The sequence below is a fragment of the Stackebrandtia soli genome, assembly GCF_965137155.1.
Lineage (GTDB): Bacteria > Actinomycetota > Actinomycetes > Mycobacteriales > Micromonosporaceae > Stackebrandtia > Stackebrandtia soli.
In genome coordinates, this window is sequence record NZ_CBCRZX010000021.1 from 23,072 (window position 1) to 38,862 (window position 15,791).

Annotated in this window: 16 protein-coding genes; 9 read left to right on the forward strand and 7 right to left on the reverse strand. The window is 67.1% G+C overall.

Going from position 1 to position 15,791, the window contains the following annotated elements; all coding sequences use genetic code 11:
* Positions 1-180 precede the first annotated feature (180 nt).
* The 5 genes from ACM9NP_RS13690 to deoD all read left to right on the forward strand — a co-directional run bounded on the left by ACM9NP_RS13690 (position 181) and on the right by deoD (position 3,783).
* On the forward strand, positions 181-1,026 hold the full coding sequence (locus ACM9NP_RS13690) for a DUF881 domain-containing protein (protein WP_415647056.1): 846 nt from the start codon (positions 181-183) through the stop codon (positions 1,024-1,026).
* Positions 1,023-1,955 (forward strand): class E sortase, encoded by a 933-nt coding sequence (locus ACM9NP_RS13695; RefSeq protein WP_415647057.1) that lies wholly within the window; start codon positions 1,023-1,025, stop codon positions 1,953-1,955. The genes ACM9NP_RS13690 and ACM9NP_RS13695 overlap by 4 nt, the downstream gene beginning before the upstream one ends.
* Complete coding sequence (locus tag ACM9NP_RS13700) at positions 1,956-2,234, forward strand: hypothetical protein (protein WP_415647058.1); 279 nt, start codon at positions 1,956-1,958, stop codon at positions 2,232-2,234. It abuts the gene before it with no gap.
* Position 2,235: 1 nt separating this feature from the next.
* The gene (locus ACM9NP_RS13705; RefSeq protein ID WP_415647059.1) at positions 2,236-2,886 is read left to right on the forward strand and encodes an anthranilate synthase component II; all 651 of its coding nucleotides are present in this window, start codon (positions 2,236-2,238) and stop codon (positions 2,884-2,886) included.
* 189 nt (positions 2,887-3,075) lie between these two features.
* Positions 3,076-3,783, forward strand: coding sequence for a purine-nucleoside phosphorylase (gene deoD / locus ACM9NP_RS13710; RefSeq protein WP_415647060.1), 708 nt, complete (start codon positions 3,076-3,078; stop codon positions 3,781-3,783).
* A gap of 69 nt (positions 3,784-3,852) precedes the next feature.
* Here the strand turns inward: deoD and ACM9NP_RS13715 are convergent, their stop codons facing one another.
* From ACM9NP_RS13715 to ACM9NP_RS13745, 7 genes are all read right to left on the reverse strand, one after another.
* Positions 3,853-5,145: an FAD/NAD(P)-binding protein gene (locus tag ACM9NP_RS13715; protein WP_415647061.1), complete on the reverse strand. Its 1,293-nt coding sequence runs from the start codon at positions 5,143-5,145 to the stop codon at positions 3,853-3,855.
* 103 nt (positions 5,146-5,248) lie between these two features.
* Positions 5,249-5,782, reverse strand: coding sequence for a winged helix-turn-helix domain-containing protein (locus ACM9NP_RS13720; RefSeq protein WP_415647062.1), 534 nt, complete (start codon positions 5,780-5,782; stop codon positions 5,249-5,251).
* 200 nt (positions 5,783-5,982) lie between these two features.
* Entirely contained in the window at positions 5,983-7,191 is a 1,209-nt protein-coding gene (locus tag ACM9NP_RS13725; protein ID WP_415647063.1) for an ABC transporter permease, read from the reverse strand.
* A complete protein-coding gene (locus ACM9NP_RS13730; protein ID WP_415647064.1) occupies positions 7,188-7,880 on the reverse strand; it encodes an ABC transporter ATP-binding protein in 693 nt (230 codons plus the stop codon). The genes ACM9NP_RS13725 and ACM9NP_RS13730 overlap by 4 nt, the downstream gene beginning before the upstream one ends.
* On the reverse strand, positions 7,877-8,899 hold the full coding sequence (locus ACM9NP_RS13735) for an efflux RND transporter periplasmic adaptor subunit (protein WP_415647065.1): 1,023 nt from the start codon (positions 8,897-8,899) through the stop codon (positions 7,877-7,879). The genes ACM9NP_RS13730 and ACM9NP_RS13735 overlap by 4 nt, the downstream gene beginning before the upstream one ends.
* Positions 8,900-9,034: 135 nt before the next feature.
* Positions 9,035-9,340 carry a hypothetical protein gene (locus ACM9NP_RS13740; protein ID WP_415647066.1) on the reverse strand — a complete coding sequence of 102 codons (306 nt, stop codon included), beginning with the start codon at positions 9,338-9,340 and terminating at the stop codon, positions 9,035-9,037.
* 274 nt (positions 9,341-9,614) lie between these two features.
* Complete coding sequence (locus ACM9NP_RS13745; protein WP_415647067.1) at positions 9,615-10,130, reverse strand: hypothetical protein; 516 nt, start codon at positions 10,128-10,130, stop codon at positions 9,615-9,617.
* A 478-nt stretch (positions 10,131-10,608) separates the two neighbouring features.
* On the opposite strand from ACM9NP_RS13745, the gene ACM9NP_RS13750 reads away from it, so the two are divergent.
* The 4 genes from ACM9NP_RS13750 to ACM9NP_RS13765 all read left to right on the forward strand — a co-directional run bounded on the left by ACM9NP_RS13750 (position 10,609) and on the right by ACM9NP_RS13765 (position 15,580).
* Positions 10,609-12,228 carry an acyl-CoA dehydrogenase family protein gene (locus ACM9NP_RS13750; protein WP_415647068.1) on the forward strand — a complete coding sequence of 540 codons (1,620 nt, stop codon included), beginning with the start codon at positions 10,609-10,611 and terminating at the stop codon, positions 12,226-12,228.
* 180 nt (positions 12,229-12,408) lie between these two features.
* On the forward strand, positions 12,409-13,272 hold the full coding sequence (locus ACM9NP_RS13755; protein ID WP_415647069.1) for a DUF4097 family beta strand repeat-containing protein: 864 nt from the start codon (positions 12,409-12,411) through the stop codon (positions 13,270-13,272).
* Between the two features lie 177 nt (positions 13,273-13,449).
* Positions 13,450-14,730: a sensor histidine kinase gene (locus tag ACM9NP_RS13760; protein ID WP_415647070.1), complete on the forward strand. Its 1,281-nt coding sequence runs from the start codon at positions 13,450-13,452 to the stop codon at positions 14,728-14,730.
* A 208-nt stretch (positions 14,731-14,938) separates the two neighbouring features.
* Positions 14,939-15,580: a response regulator gene (locus ACM9NP_RS13765; RefSeq protein WP_415647071.1), complete on the forward strand. Its 642-nt coding sequence runs from the start codon at positions 14,939-14,941 to the stop codon at positions 15,578-15,580.
* Positions 15,581-15,791: the final 211 nt, after the last annotated feature.

Genomic DNA, 15,791 nt, shown 5'->3' on the forward strand with positions numbered 1-15,791 from the left:
ACCGACAGCGTAACCGGCGGCGACCGCGAGAGTGCGGCTCGCCGACGTTCGCCACCCGGAAAGGCCCAGTCCGACGGCTAATCTTGTGCGGGGCGGGGTATGCAGCATGACGCAGATTACCCGCTCACGTCGCGAAGGCTCACACTCGGTTGGTGAGTGTGCCGGTAAGGAGGGTGATCGGTGAGTGCTGACCGCCGTCCTTCCGCTTCGCCAGCAGGGGATCGGCCGCCGTCGTCGCGGCATCGTGACCTTGTGTACGCGGCGCGGACGACGCTTCGCGCGCTCCGTCCCGGCACTCGACCGGACCGAGATCGGCGCTGGTCGGCGGCCGCTCTGGCGATGATCGCGGCCGCGGGCGTCCTGTTCACGGTCACCGCGACCGCCGCCGACGGGACGACCCTGCGCACCGACGAGGACGTCCGGTTGCGGGAGCTCATTCCCCAGCGTGACGACGAGGTCGTTCGGCTGGAGGACCGCGCGGCGCGGCTGCGCGACGAGGTCGACGCGCTCGCCGAGGCCGCAGCCGGTGACGACGAGGTGGCCGCCGAGCTCGATCGCGCGCAGTTGTACATGTACGCGGCGGGCCTGGTGCCGGTGCGGGGACCCGGTGTGGTCGTCAGTCTCGACGACGCTCCCCGGCAGGGCGACCAACTTCCCGCCGGGGCGACGGTCGATGACGTGGTCGTGCACCAGCAGGACGTCCAGGCCGTCGTCAACGCGCTGTGGGCCGGCGGCGCGGAGGCCATGACGATCATGGGAGTTCGTGTCGTCAGCACCACCGCCGTCCGCTGCGTCGGGAACACGCTGCTGCTGCACGGCAGGGTGTATTCGCCGCCGTTCGTGATAGCGGCGATAGGGAACAATGAAGCGATGTCGAACGCATTGGACGCCTCACGCGGTGTTCGCGCTTTCCGTTCGGCGGCGGAGGCGTTCGGATTGGGATATTCGATGACCGGCGACAGTGATATCTCGATGCCCGCCTTCGACGGGCAAGTGGAGATGAACGATGCGAAGGTGCCCAGATGAGTGACCGTTATCGTCGATGGGACGACGAGGATCCGCCACCGCGCGGGCGCGCGTCCGTTCCGGGCGGGGGGCATGGCCGTCCGAGGCCGCAACCGGAACCGGTGCAGGAACCCCCGGCGTCGAACTCCGACCCGATGTCACTCATCCCCGGCCCCGACGAGACGACTCTGCTGCCGCGCATTCCCCAGCACTTCGACGACGCGCCGTCCGAGGACATCCCGCAGCGGCGGCGCAAGCGCGCGATCCGCCGCCACCGTGACGACTCGCCCCCCGTGACGGGTAAGACCCGCACGACGGTCCGCGTGTTCGCGGAACTCTTCGTCACCTTCGGCATGGTCGTGTTGCTGTTCGCCGCCTACCAGATCTGGGGCAAGACCGCCGAGATCACCAACGCCCAGGACGAACTCGATCAGGAGCTCGAGGACTCCTGGGCGGAGGACGAGGACGATCCGACGTTGTCGGCGGTGCCCGGCGACGCCGTGGCCCGGTTGTACATGCCGCAGATCCGCCCGGAGCCGTGGACGATCGTCGAGGGCACCGAGCTGGCCGACATCGAGACGGCCCCCGGTCACTACGAGGACTCGGTGATGCCCGGCGGTCAGGGCAACTTCGCCGTCGCCGGGCACAACGTCCCGGCGATCTTCCGGCACATCGACGTTCTCCAGCCGGGCGATCTCATCGTCGTCGAGACGAAGACGACCTTCTACATCTACGAGATCACCGGCAACGAGATCGTCAAGCCGACGAACATCGGGGTGGTCGCGCCCGTTCCGAATCAGCCGGGCGTCGAACCGGGCGAGGACGACCGCCATCTGACCCTCACCACCTGTTACCCCTGGTGGGACAACTACGAACGGTACATTGTGTACGGAGAACTGTCCGATACGCGCGAACGCGGCGACTCCCTGCCGCCCGAGGCGGTGGGCTAGATGTACTCGTGGATCTGGCGGAAGCTGCCGTTCGGGGTGCCCGGCAAGATCGTCGGCTCGCTCGTGCTGCTCGGCGGCGTCGTCGCGTTGCTGTGGTACTTCGCGTTCCCGGCCCTGGACCCGTTGATGCCGTTCAACAACGGCACCGTCGGCGAGACGGAGGACGAGCCCGGGGAGGACCCCGGTCGCGTGCCGTCCTACGACCCGGACGACTACGAGCTGGAGGAATCGCCGAGCGAGGGCGCGGTCGACCCCGGTGACGGGGAACAAGGCGACTGACGTGCCGCGCGTACTCGTCGCGGACTGTCGCGACTCCTTCGTCTACACCATTGTGGATTATCTCGCCTCGCTGGGTGCCGACGTCGACGTGCGTCGCGCCGAGACGATCGACGTCGACGGTGTGGCCGCCCCGGACGCGGTGCTGTTGTCCCCCGGGCCGGGGGCTCCCGACGAGGCCGAGGCCTGCCACCGGCTCATCGACCGCTTCGCGGGCCGCGTCCCGATTCTCGGTGTGTGCCTTGGTCATCAGGTCATCGCGCAGCACTACGGCGTCCCCGTGGTCCGCGCGCCGCAACCCTGTCACGGCGAGACCGCTCGGGTCCGGCACGACGGCCGTGGCGTCTTCAGTGGCCTGCCGCAGCCGTTGACGGTGACCCGGTACCACTCGCTCGTCGTCGACGAGGGCGACTTCGGGCCGCTCGCGGTCACCGCGCGGGAGGAGACCGGTCTCGTCATGGGGCTGCGCCACCGGCGGCTGCCGATCGAGGGCGTCCAGTTCCATCCGGAGGCCGTCCTGTCGGAATCCGGACACGGACTGTTCGGAAACTGGCTCGCGGGCGTCGTCGCGGGGACCGAGGGTCATCGGCAAGAAACCTTGTCGGCAATATCACGGTCGGTCGTGACGGTTGATCGCGCCTCGTCTCGGGCGTAGCGGCGCGCGTCCCAAGGCCTCGCGTTTTACTGTGGACATACGTGCCCTGACGTGCGTTCTCGTCGCCTCCAGGCACGCGATTCGCCGGTACGGTCCGTATCCGTGTCATGGGAGTGTTGGTGACGGTCCGATATCGGCCGCTCGGGTGAGGTGCTTGGATGCGTGACAACGCATGCGATGATCAGCGGCGTGACTGCTCACATCTCCGCCGAGAATGGCGACATCGCCGAGACCGTTTTGATGCCCGGAGACCCACTCCGTGCTAAGTGGATTGCCGAGACGTACCTGACCGACCCGGTCTGCTACTCCTCGGTGCGGAACATGTACGGGTTCACCGGAATGTTCCGCGGCCAACGGCTCTCGGTGCAAGGCTCCGGCATGGGCATGCCCTCCCTGTCGATCTACAGCCACGAGTTGCTCGAAAGCTACGGCGTCAAGACGCTTATCCGGGTCGGCAGCGCGGGGGCACTGACCGACAAGCTGAACCTTCGCGAGGTCGTCGCCGCCAGCGGCGCGACGAGCGAATCCAACCTGAACCGCATGCGGTTCAACAACCTCGTCGAATACGCGCCCGTCGCGAACTTCGACCTGCTCCGCAACGCCGTGGACATCGCCAACGAACAGAACAAGAAGATCCACGTCGGACCGGTCCTGTCCGGCGACGTGTTCTACGGCGACCCGCCCGGCCTGTACAAGAAACTCGCCGAGTACGGCGTCCTCGCCGTCGAGATGGAGGCGGCCGAGCTCTACACCGTCGCCGCCAAGTTCGGCGCACGGGCGCTCGCGCTCGTCACCATCAGCGACAATCTCGTGACCGATGAGCACGTGTCCGCGGAGGAGCGACAGAGCTCGTTCGCCGACATGGTCGAGATCGCCCTGGAAATCGCGATCCGTTAACGAACCCGGGGGGCACCGGTTCGCAGTCGGCTGACGGCGGACCGGTGCGGGGCCGCCTCGCCGCCGTTCTCAGGTCGCGAACCGCGACGCGAGGTCGTACGCCTGGGCGCGGATCTCGGGGACCGCCGTGGTCTCCCACAGCGCGCCGCGTCGGAGCGCGCCAAGCACGCTCAGGCGCTCGTGTCGGCGTCCGGTGGCGTCGACGGCGCCCGCGCACGGCGCGACGTCCAGGCCGAGCCCGTGGGAGTCGACCCGGACCCGTCCGTCGGCGAGCAGCCGACGCACGAGCGGGTTGGCGCCACGAGGCAGTCGGGACGGGCCGGTGCAGTTGACGACCGTGTCGGCGTCCACGCTCGCGCCGGAGGCGAAGTCGACGGTGAGAGCGGGGCCGTTCTCGGTCACCGCTCGCACGCGATCGGCCCGCACGGACAGCCGCCCGTCGGCCCGCAGCGCGGCGATCGTGGCCGCCACGCGCGGCGCCATGCGATGCCGGTGGACCTCCCACCAGCGCGCGTAATGCTCGATAAAGGACTGTCTATCCTGGTCGGACCAGGAGACCCACGCGTCGTTGGCGTGGTGGCGCAGGACGTCCATGACCTCCCGCCAGTCGTGCGGGGCGGCGGTCCATTCCCGCACGGCGCGAACGGCCGCCCGCAACGTCGTCGGAACCGGCGGCAACTTCGTGGTCGGAACACCGACCGTAGCGCTGTGCCGTAGGGGAAGCAGGCCGTGCCCGGAGACGGCCGTGACGGTCTCGGCGCGATCGGCGAGGCTGATCGCGACGTCGACGGCGGTCAGTCCGGTGCCGATCAGCAGCACCCGGCCCGGCGTCGTGAGCCCGTCGAGCACGCCGCTTCGCCAAGGGTCGCGGACGTACCGATCGTGGTCCGGTCCCGTGGGCCCGGCGGAGGCCGAGTTGCCCAGGGTGAGCACCGCGTGCGAGGCGATCACGGAGGACCCGTCGTCGAGCGACACGCGGACGGCCTCGGCGCCCGGCACCACGTCCGTGACTGAGGCCGTGCGGACCCGGACGCGTCCGTCGGCGCGGTCCAGCGTCTGCTCCAGGGCCTCGCACAGGTATTCGCCGTACCACTTGCGCGGCGCGAAGTCGCCGCTGTAGCCGCCACGAGCGCCGAGCCAGGACACGAAATGACCCGGGTCGCACGCGTCGACGCTCATTGCGGACGCCCGCGAGTTGAGCAGGTGCCGCTCGTCGGTGGTCCGGTAGGCGGGGCCGGCGCCGGGCCGTTCCAGGGGGTCGATGAGGACGACCTCGTGGTCGGTGTGGTCGATGAGGTGCCGGAGGAGGCTCGTCCCGGCGAAGCCACCGCCGACGATGGCGATCGGGTCTCTTCGCGTCACGGCTGCCTCGCTTCGGTCGGGATGGGTCGAAGGCCGATCGTATGGGAGCGGTCGGCGAGGACGCGCCCACCGTCGCCGACAGTGAGCGCGCCCATGCTCCGGATCAGGCGATTCCCGGCTGATAGACGCGGTCGAGCAGCTCGGTGCGGTCGTTCCCGTCATAGCGGTATCCGACGCCGCGCACGGTCGTCACGAGCGGTCCGCACTTGGCGAGCTTGACCCGCAGGCGTCGTATGTGCACGTCGACCGTGCGGACGCCGCCGTCGTAGGTCGACCCCCACACCGAACGCAGTAGACGGTTCCGGCCGAAGACCTCGCCGGGATGTTTGGCGAGGAAGTTCAGGAGGTTGTACTCGACGCGGGAGAGTGGAAGCGGGTCGCCGTCTAGTGTGGCCAATCGGGAACGGGTGTGCAGGCGCAGCCTCGCGGGCGGTACCTGACGAGCGTCATCCACGATGGACTCTATCGGCGTGGGGATCATCGTGACGGTTCCGGCGTCGCCGACGGCGCGGCCGAGTTCCCGTAGGACGTGGTTGATGCGCTCGGCGAGCGCGTCGCCGGATTCGGGCAGTGTCAACGTGAGGCTGAGCTGCGCGACCGATGGTTCGTTGTGGAGGGTGGGTCTGTGCGGAAGCATGAGGTGTCCTCGGTGGAGTCGGGGTGGGCTCGGTGGGGCGGCGTCGCCCGACAGATGGCCGAGGAGGTGCGTTGGTAGTCGATGTGCCTGCGCCGCACCGGACGCGGCGCGGCGCGCGTCGGCTTATCGGTGCGTTGTCTCGCGGTCACGTCGCGACTATATCCTACTGATTCAGTAGGAAACAATGGTCGCCGGCCGATTCATTCGCGCAACACCTGAACCATGTCCACACGAGCCGCCGCGATCGCCGGGATCAACCCGCCCGCGACGCCCGCCAACAGGGCGCACCCGCCGCCGAGAAGCGCCGCGGGCAGCGGAAAGCCGGGAGCCTCCACTGTGGACGCCGGATCGATGAGGGTCGGGACATACCACTCGACACCGAGCCAGGCCGCCGTGATCGCCACAACCGCCGTTCCCAGGCTGAGGATCACGGTGCTGCTCAGCACGAGCCCGAACACTCGCAGCCGAGTGGCCCCGACCGCCCGACGCAGGCTCAGCTCCCGGATGCGCTCCCGGAGCGTCGCCAATCCGATGTTCAACAGGCCGATGACGGACACGAACAGCGTCACCGCGGAAACACCGCCGAACGCCAACCGCATGACGTCCAAGAAGGACAGCATCGACTCGATACCGCCCGGTGTGGAGATGCTGCGGTTGTCGGTCGGTACGCCGAGGCGATCCGCGATCGCGTTGATCGTCGCGTCGATGTCGCCGGAGGCCCCGCCGGGATAGTGGACGGACAACGTTGGGGAGACGTCGGCCAGGATCGTGGGATCCAGGTGGGCGGCGAACGACAATGACTGGTACACATGCGGCTCAGGCGAACCGTCGCTGATGACGGTCGCGACCCGCTGGTCGAAGGGTCGCCGCCGTGGATCCATGTCGGGCACCGTGAAGGTCACCGACACCCTGGAGCCGACGCCGCCGAGCATTTCCGACGCGGCCTGGTTCACGACGAGCCCGCCGGGGTATCGAACGTTGTTCAGCTCGATCCACTCCCCGTCGAGGACCGGCAGGCGGCGAATCCGGTCCAGGTCGCCGGCGGCCAGGGAGAAACCGACAGCGGAGCGCTCGCCGATCGTTCCCTCCGCGTTGACCGGCGCCACCGTCGCGTCGATGGACCCGACGAACATCCACCGGCCACCGGTGTCCGAGATGGACGACTCGAACTCCGTCAGCATCGTCTCCAATCGATCCGCCGACAACTGTCCCCACTCGAAGTTCGCCTGCCGGACGGGCAGGCGTCCGAACAGTTGCTCCTGCTGGACCATGAACACGTCCTTGATGACGGTGCCCACGGTCGCGACGGCGACGAGCGCGATCAACGCCACGAACAGGCTCCCTGCGGCCAGGAGCGACCGCCCACGGTTGGCCCGCAGGTCGCGAAACGCCTCACGCAGCAGTCTCATTCGGAACTCCCGTCACGTATTCGTCCATGTTCGAGTGTCAGGACGCGATCGGCGCGGGCGGCGATGCGTGAGTCGTGCGTGACGAGCAGGAGTGTCGTGCCGCGATCGCGCACAGTCCTTTGTAGGATATCTAGGACTGTTTCGGCGGTCTCCTCGTCGAGCGCGCCAGTCGGCTCGTCCGCGAGGATGAGGCGAGGCGATCGAACGAGCGCCCGCGCGATCGCGACGCGCTGTTGTTCCCCGCCGGACAGCTGGCGCGGACGGGCGTCCTGTCGATCACCCAGGCCCACTGCTGCAAGGGATGTCGCGACAGCGGCCCGCGCGGCCCGCTTGCCGACGCGACTGCCCTGCATCAGGGGGAGTTCCACGTTCTCGGCGGCCGTCAGATGCGGCAGCAGTGAATAGTTCTGGAAGATGAATCCGAGATGGACATTGCGGAGTCGAGAACGCTCGGCGTCGGAGAGAGCCGTGGTGTCGGTGTCCGAGATCGCCAGCGAACCTTCGTCGGGCCGTGCCAGCAAGCCGAGCATCGTCAGCAGCGTCGATTTTCCGCTGCCGGAACGACCGATGACCGCGACGCATTCGTTCGTATCGACGCTCAGATCGACTCCGCGCAGAATCGGCAGCGTCGAACCATCGGGAAGCCGAACCGACTTGCGCAGTCCGTCGGCGCGCAGCGCGCTCGTCATCGCACCAGGGGCGGGGGAGACGCGGACACGACATCGCCCTCGGTGAGGCCGTCGACGATCTCGACGACGGTCCCGTCCGTCGCTCCGAGTTTCACCTCGCGGACCTCGGTCGAGCCGTCATCGTTGACGACGGTCACCTCGCCGACATCGGCGGTCCCGGATATGGCGGTGACGGGTAGGGCGAGCACGTCCTCGACCTGACCACTATGGATCGCGATGATTCCGGCCAGGTCGGGGAACAGCCGCACCTCGTCGTCAACGGCGCAGACGACCTGCGGGGTGGGCTTCTCGGAATCCGCAGGAGCGGTGGACGGTGCCTGCAGCAGGCGACAGTCGAAGCCCGCCGGACCGTCGGTGACCGCGGCGGTCGCGGAGAGCTTCCCGCTGAGCAGCCGATACGTATCGGCGGCGGGCAGCTGTCCGACCAGCGCGAAACCGGTGTACGTCAGCCGCGCGATCGGAACACCCTTGGCGACCTTCGTGCCATGCGGGACAAGCCATTCCGTGAAGACCCCGTCGACGGGGACGGGCACGTTCTTGTCCGCGACCCGGGCGAGTACCAGCTTCGCGGTGACTGGCACCGGGCCGATATCGGCTTTCTCAGTCTTGTCCGGCTTTTCCGGTTCCTCGGTCTCGCCGGGATCTTCCGGATCATCAGGCGGAGCCGTGGGGTCTCCGGAGGGCGTCGGCGTCGGCTCGTCGGGACTCAGACTTGTCCAATGGGGATGAACCGTGGGAAGCCTCGGTGCGGGACCGGCGGACGCGGGATCGAAGACGTGGGAGACGATCCCGGCTTTCGGTGCCGTGACCAGATACTCGGCGTTCGCGACGACCGACGCGTCCAGGGAGACGACGGACGTGATGTCCTGACGGGACACCGTGACGGTCTCGCTCGTCGTGATGGCGGGCGGCGTCGGACCTACCTCGGCATCAACATTGAGCCACACCGTCGCCATACCTGCGGCGCCGGCCGCTAGGACGATGGTGAGGCTAAGCCCTAGCTTCATCGTGTACTTCATTTGGATTCCTTCAGAGGCAAACCGTTCGGGCTGCCAAACGAGCGGCATGGGGCAGTGGGTGCTTCCGTTTAGCCGTATTCGTATCGATGGACGTGTCGAGTGATTCCTGATCGGCGGCTTGCGGCACCGTGATGGTCAGTCCTCGTCGACGCCGTAGTCGGCTGCCGTGCCGCAGTTGAGCTCAACATCTCGGTTCAACGCGGTGTAATCCCCAGCATGCGCCTGCGTCAACAACTCGTCGATGACGGTGCGACCATCGTCTTGCAACGCATCCGTATAGAAGTAGGTTTCGGTTATCCCGTCAAGCGTGCCAAGAGCCGCAGCTCTGTCTTCATCGGACTTCGCAGCAAGGGTGTAGATGCCCCAACGCGCAATACCAATCGGATCCGACATCGGACTTGCCGGTTCCCGGGCCGTACCGTATCGAGTTTCCACGGTCATCCGTTGCCTCGTACCGGACGTCCGTAGGCCATGTCCATCCTGGAGGAAGATCGTAGTTCGTCGCCTCATCCCGATACTCCTGCAAGACCTCATCAGGTGTGAGGCCGACGGGGCCGTCCGACTCACCGCTTCCGCAGCCCGCTGATCCAACGCATACCAGGGCGGACATTGTCGCGATCTTGAGAAGTTTTTTCACGGAGGAACTCCTTCGGGGGAGCCCGGGAATATGGACCATACTCCCGGGCCTAACGATCAATCTGAACGTTTCAATTGGTTAGTAGTACAGTTCCCCGACGAAATCATGGTCACACCAAGGCCATTGGCAAGTGGTGTTCCGTGCGTAGCCGACCTTGAATCGGACACCGCCGTTGAAGCTGCCGAGCGTTCGGGACGATTCGTCGGCATAGTTCTTCACACTGTCCTGAGTGATTCCCGTGGAATTGTTTCTCAAGATAACGAACATCTCATCGCCGGCCACCTCGCTGAAGCGTCCCTTGACAGACCCGCTGCCCGACTTGGTGAACACTGTGGCTCCCCAATAGGTACCCTGGTGGCTGTATGTTTCTCCGCTGATTCCATGCCAGCCCGCCGCTTGGGCCGCCCCTGACATGGTCGCGAAGACGCCGAACGTGGCGAGCATGACGATCGCTGTGCGGGTGACACGGCGTAGCATGGTTGATGGGCCGATCTTTTCCATGAAGTTGCCTTTCAATGGATCGGTTCTTTTCGGGCGGGCTACCTGGTATTGCCGTACTGGGTAGCCCGTCGTGTTGTTGTCAGAGTAGCTCACTGCCGCAAGGGGACGATTACGCGGGGGTGCTCGCTTATGGATAGACGGACAAAATGGACGTCTATATTCGTTGAAGTTCCTGGGTGGCGCCGTGAGTGCCGGAAGGTGTCCACAAAAGACCGGAGCCCGGCCCTCATTGAGGGTCGGGCTCCGATCGATACGTCCTATCGGGTTATCAAGCGTTTCACTTCCGCCGGGACGGGTCGTTGCTAACGTTTCCCGGCCCGGCGAGCCTCCCGCGGCTTGTCGTTACGTGGGTACCCGACGGCCATATCGCGAGTTCTTCGTCGTTCCGAGGAACGTCGTCGAGCTCGTAGTTCCTTTGTACGCCCCTACCGTCAAGTAGACAAGACCTTCGGCGTAACTGTTTGTGGTGAATTCGCTTCACTGGGCAGTGGGGCGAACCGTTCGAAGCGTGGCGCACATCTCGGGTGATGGAGGCGGTGCAAATGTTACTGTCGAGTAGGAGGTGCCGTAGATGCCCGATTTCAAGACGCACGCCGTCACCAATCAGCCCCCGCCCTTGATTGGTCGCGATCTGTACGCCGACGACGTGGCGCTCGCCGGGGCCACGGAGTGGACGCGATCCGGCTGGGTCGCGTCCGAGGCCAGCGAGCTGGGAACGATCCTGGGAAGCGCCGAGGCCGCGCAGTGGGCCTACCAGGCCAACCAGTACCCGCCCGTGCTGCGCACGCACGACCGTTACGGCAACCGGATCGACGAGGTGGACTTCCACCCCGCCTGGCACGAGTTCATGAACCTGGCCGTCCGCTACGGGACCCACGCGTCCCCGTGGGCGGAGCCGAAACCCGGCGCGCACGCCGCTCGCGCCCTTCTGTTCTCCCTGCTCGCTCAAGTCGAAGCGGGTCACGGCTGTCCCATCTCGATGACATACGCGTCGGTGCCCGCGTTGCGCGCTCAACCGGAACTGTCGGCCGTTTGGGAACCCGTCGTCACGACCCGTGAGTACGACCCGGGGCTGCGTCCGCTCGCGGACAAGCGCGGTGTCCTGATCGGCATGGCGATGACGGAGAAGCAGGGCGGCTCCGACGTCCGCGCCAACTCCACCACCGCCACCCCGACCGCCGACGGCACATACCTCCTTCGTGGACATAAGTGGTTCTGTTCGGCGCCCATGAACGACGCGTTCCTGGTCCTCGCGAACGCCCCCGGTGGACTGTCCTGTTTCCTCATGCCGCGAGTACTGCCCGACGGCAGCCGCAACGGTTTCCGGATTCAGCGACTGAAGGACAAACTGGGGAACAAGTCCAACGCGTCCTCGGAACCGGAGTTCGTCGACGCGGTCGCCCACCTCGTCGGTGAGGAGGGACGCGGCGTCGCGACCATCATCGAGATGGTCAACCACACCCGGCTCGACTGCGTGATCGGTTCGACGGCGGGCATGCGGCAGTCCGTCGCGGAGGCGACTTGGCACGCCGCGCACCGGTCCGCGTTCGGCCGTCGGTTGGCCGACCAGCCGCTCATGCGGCGCGTCCTCGTGGACCTGGCCATCGAATCGGAGGCCGCGACCGCGACGATGATGCGGCTCGCGTCCGCGTACGACAACCCCGAAGACGCCTCGTTCCGCCGGATCGCGACCGCCGTCGTCAAGTACTGGGTGTGCAAGCGCGGCCCCGTGCACGCTGCCGAAGCCCTGGAATGCCTGGGCGGCAACGGCTACGTCGAAGAGGCGCCGTTGGCCCGCCGATACCGCGAGCAGCCCCTGCTGTCGATCTGGGAGGGCTCGGGGAACGTCATCTGTCTCGATGTCCTGCGCGCCATGGCGACTCGACCCGAGACAGCGCAGGCCTTCCTCGACGAGGTGGAGCTCGCGTCCGGCGTCGACCGACGACTCGACGCGCACGTCGAGGCCGTCAAGAAGCGGCTCAGCGGCACCATCGAACAGTCCGGTGCGCGGCGCCTCACCGAGGACCTCGCGCTCGCCCTGCAGGCGTCCGTCCTGTTGCGTCATTCGCCGTCGGCGGTCGCAGAAGCGTTCTGCGCCACGCGTTTGGCGCCCGACCGGGGCCTCAACTTCGGTGACGTCCCCGATGGTCTGGACGAGGCCGCGATCCTCGAACGGGCCACCCCGCGTTGACCGTCGTGGGAGGCGCTTTCCTCTTATGACGCCGTCTCTCCCCTGAGGAATGAGTCGGGGCGTCCCCGACTCGAAACCAGGGCACGGCTCGGGGCTGTCCCCGATGTCGGGGACGGCCTGTCGCCATATTGTTCAGAGGTCGGGACCAGCCCGGCGGACTGACGAAGGAGAGCGGCAGCCATGTCGACGGAACCCGACACCAAGAAGAGCCCCAAGGGCGCGAAGATCGCGGTGGGGATATTCATCGGCTTGATCGTCATTGGTTTGATCGTGGCCGGTTTCGCCTTGTTCGGGAACGTGTGGGCGCCCGTTCAGGAGAAGAGCGAGAGCGAGACGTACACCGATCCGATCACCCGGTTGGACATCGAGGGCAAGAGCGGCGACATCGAGATCGTCGCCACCGATGGGGATGAGGTGGTCGTCGACCGGGTACTGCGGTGGAGTGGCGATCGCAAGCCTCGGTCCGTCGAGAAGTGGACCGGCGACATCCTGCGCATTCGCGTCGAAGGCTGTGAGGGCTTCCGCATGGGCTTCAGCCGCTGCGCCATCTACTACCGGATCCAGGTCCCGGCCGACATCGAGGCGATCGCCATGGCCGACTCGGGCAACGTGACCACCGACGGGGTACTCGGAGCGCAGAAGCTGTCCGCCGACTCCGGCGACGTGACCGTCAACGACGCGGGCTCCGACCTCGACATCAACGTCGACTCCGGCGTCGTAGACGTGACCAACGTCGTCGGCAACGTCACCGTGGAGGCCGACTCGGGCGACGTCCGGATGACCGGCGTCGAAGGCACCGAGTTCGCGGGCAATGTGGACTCCGGCAACCTGGACGTCACCTTCGCGACCGCTCCGGAGTCCGTCACCGCCACCGTCGACTCCGGCGACGTCACGATCATGGTCCCGGAGGGCGAGGAGACCTACAAGATCAAGGGCGACACCGACTCCGGGACGCGGACGGTCAACATCGTCGACGACCCCGGATCCGAGCGCGTCATGACCATCACCGTCGACTCGGGCGACCTCACCATCGACACGCGCTGACGAGAACACGGAGCCCCGACGCGGCTCCCAGGATCACCACTCGCCGCCTCCGACGGCCCCGACGCCCACCGCGTCGGGGCCGTTCTCGCGCGTGGCGGGACGCGTCGCGGGTTATCCCCACCACGCGGAAGGGCTGGCCCCACTGCGTGAGACCCCCGCTCACCCGACAATGACGGTATGAGTCTTTCCTCGGCGCTGCGATCGCAGACGTTCAAGGCACAGCTGACACGTCGCTTCGCCCAAGTGGGGCTCGTGTTCGCGATGCTCGGCCTGATGATCGCCGGCGCCGTGTTCTTCGTACTGAGCATCGTCGGGATGGTCACCATCCCGATCACGATCGGCATCGTGCTGTGCCTGGTGGCCGTCGCCGCGACACGCGGGATCTGCGCCGCCGAGCGGGCGATCCTGCGGAACGGATTCGGCGTCCCCGCTCAATCGCCGTACCTGCCATGGCCGCCCGGCCACGTCGGCGCCAAGCTCCTGCGCCTCGCGAAGGAACCCGCGACGTGGCGCGACCTCGCGTGGCTCTCGGTGAACGTCACCCTCGGGCTCGGCGTCTACCTCACCGTTCTCATCCTGTTCCTCGCGCCGTGGTTCTACCTCGTGTACCCGATCCTGTGGCTGGCCTGGCCGAGCGTCTTCAATAACCACTTCGGACTGTTCTATTACGACTCCATCGGCGGGGCGCTGTGGTCGTTGCCCATCGCCGCCGTCGCACTGATCCTGTGGTGGTGGCTGGGCGACCTGATCCTCAACTCCTACGCGAAACTCGCCGGACTCCTGTTGCGGCCCAACAAATCCGCCGCGCTGGAACAACGCGTCGAAGAACTCACCGAATCCCGCAACGAGACCGTCGACTCCTCCGCCGCCGAACTGCGACGCATCGAACGCGACCTGCACGACGGCGCCCAAGCCCGGCTCGTCGCCCTCGGAATGAGCCTCGGCATGGCCGAGGAGATCATGCGCACCGACCCGGAGTCCGCGCGGTCCCTGCTGGCGGAGGCACGCCAGAACTCCCGCGAGGCGCTCGCCGAGATCCGCAACCTGGTGCGCGGCATCCACCCCCCGGTGCTGGCCGACCGTGGCCTCGTCGGCGCGGTCGAGGCACTGGCGCTGACGCAGCGGCTCCCGGTGACGGTCGTGGCCGACCTGCCGGGACGCCCGCCCGCTCCCGTCGAGTCGGCGGCGTACTTCGCGATCGCGGAGGCCATCACCAACGCCGTCAAGTACGCGAACGCCTCCTCCGCCCGAATCATGATCGGCTACTTCGGGTCGCGCCTCGGCGTCACGATCCGCGACGACGGCGGTGGCGGCGCGACGATCGCGCCCGGCGGAGGACTCGCCGGAGTCGCGCGGCGGCTCGCCGCCTTCGACGGGGTGATCTCCGTCAGCAGCCCCGACGGCGGCCCCACGATCGTCACCCTGGAGATCCCCTGCGAGCTGCATCCGCGCGGCTGACTCCAGCCGCCTCACGGCGTTGCCGGCGCGAGATTGAGACGGCACCGTCGAGGTGAGCCCGCGACCGCGACCGTCGCTTCGGGCGCGCATCCTCGGCGCAGCGGTGCGTACACCCGTCCGACCGATGTCGAACGACTCGGCGGTACCGTGACGGGGAAACGTCTTCGTGAGGCCGTCGTCGGGGGTCTCCTCACCCTGGGAGTAAGTCGTGCGCGTCGTATTGGCCGAGGATCACGCCCTGCTCGCCGACGGTCTGACCCGGCTCTTGTCCGCGCACGGTTTCGAGGTCGTCGAACTCGTCGACAACGGGCCGCGCCTGGCGCCCGCCCTGCTCGAACACCGACCCGACATCGCCGTCGTCGACGTCCGACTGCCACCGACCTTCACCGACGAGGGCCTGCGGGCCGCGATCGAAGCGCGCCAACACATCCCCGGTCTGCCGGTGCTCGTGCTGTCTCAGTACGTCGAGCAGTTGTACGCCCGCGAGCTGATGCGCGACCGCGCCGGTGGCGTCGGATACCTGCTCAAGGACAGGGTGTCGAACATCGGGGAGTTCGTGGAGGCGCTGCGACGGGTCGCCGGCGGCGGCACCGTCATGGACCCGGAGGTCGTCACCCAGCTGCTCGGCGGGCAGCGTTCGAAGCTCGACGATCTGACGCCGCGTGAGTTGGAGGTGCTCGGGCTGATGGCGGAGGGGCGTTCGAACTCCGCGATCGCCGCGGCCCTGTACGTCACGGACAAGGCGGTCGACAAGCACACCAACAACGTCTTCCGCAAACTCGGGCTGACCCAGTCCTCCGACGACAACCGCCGCGTCCTCGCCGTCCTCACCTACCTCGACGGCCAGTGAACTCGCCTCGCCGCCTCGCCGCCTCGCCGCCCAGCCCGACCACGCTGACCCCGCTGACCCCGCCGATCCATCAGGCGTTCTGTCGGTTCCCGCTTGGTTGGTCAAATTCTCCGCTTGGTTGGGCAATTTGGGAATCACGCCTAATTTCGAAATTTGCCCAACCAAGCGACACTTTTGCCCAACCAAGCGGAGGTCGGGGTGGTGACGCGGC

Excerpts from the sequence above, each read along its gene's own strand:
- ACM9NP_RS13700 (WP_415647058.1), top strand. The coding sequence starts at position 1,956 with ATGTACTCGTGGATCTGGCGGAAGCTGCCGTTCGGGGTGCCCGGCAAG.
- ACM9NP_RS13740 (WP_415647066.1), bottom strand. The coding sequence starts at position 9,340 with ATGACCGTGGAAACTCGATACGGTACGGCCCGGGAACCGGCAAGTCCG.
- ACM9NP_RS13695 (WP_415647057.1), top strand. The coding sequence starts at position 1,023 with ATGAGTGACCGTTATCGTCGATGGGACGACGAGGATCCGCCACCGCGC.
- ACM9NP_RS13755 (WP_415647069.1), top strand. The coding sequence starts at position 12,409 with ATGTCGACGGAACCCGACACCAAGAAGAGCCCCAAGGGCGCGAAGATC.
- ACM9NP_RS13760 (WP_415647070.1), top strand. The coding sequence starts at position 13,450 with ATGAGTCTTTCCTCGGCGCTGCGATCGCAGACGTTCAAGGCACAGCTG.
- ACM9NP_RS13730 (WP_415647064.1), bottom strand. The coding sequence starts at position 7,880 with ATGACGAGCGCGCTGCGCGCCGACGGACTGCGCAAGTCGGTTCGGCTT.
- ACM9NP_RS13725 (WP_415647063.1), bottom strand. The coding sequence starts at position 7,191 with ATGAGACTGCTGCGTGAGGCGTTTCGCGACCTGCGGGCCAACCGTGGG.
- ACM9NP_RS13735 (WP_415647065.1), bottom strand. The coding sequence starts at position 8,899 with ATGAAGTACACGATGAAGCTAGGGCTTAGCCTCACCATCGTCCTAGCG.
- ACM9NP_RS13720 (WP_415647062.1), bottom strand. The coding sequence starts at position 5,782 with ATGCTTCCGCACAGACCCACCCTCCACAACGAACCATCGGTCGCGCAG.
- ACM9NP_RS13750 (WP_415647068.1), top strand. The coding sequence starts at position 10,609 with ATGCCCGATTTCAAGACGCACGCCGTCACCAATCAGCCCCCGCCCTTG.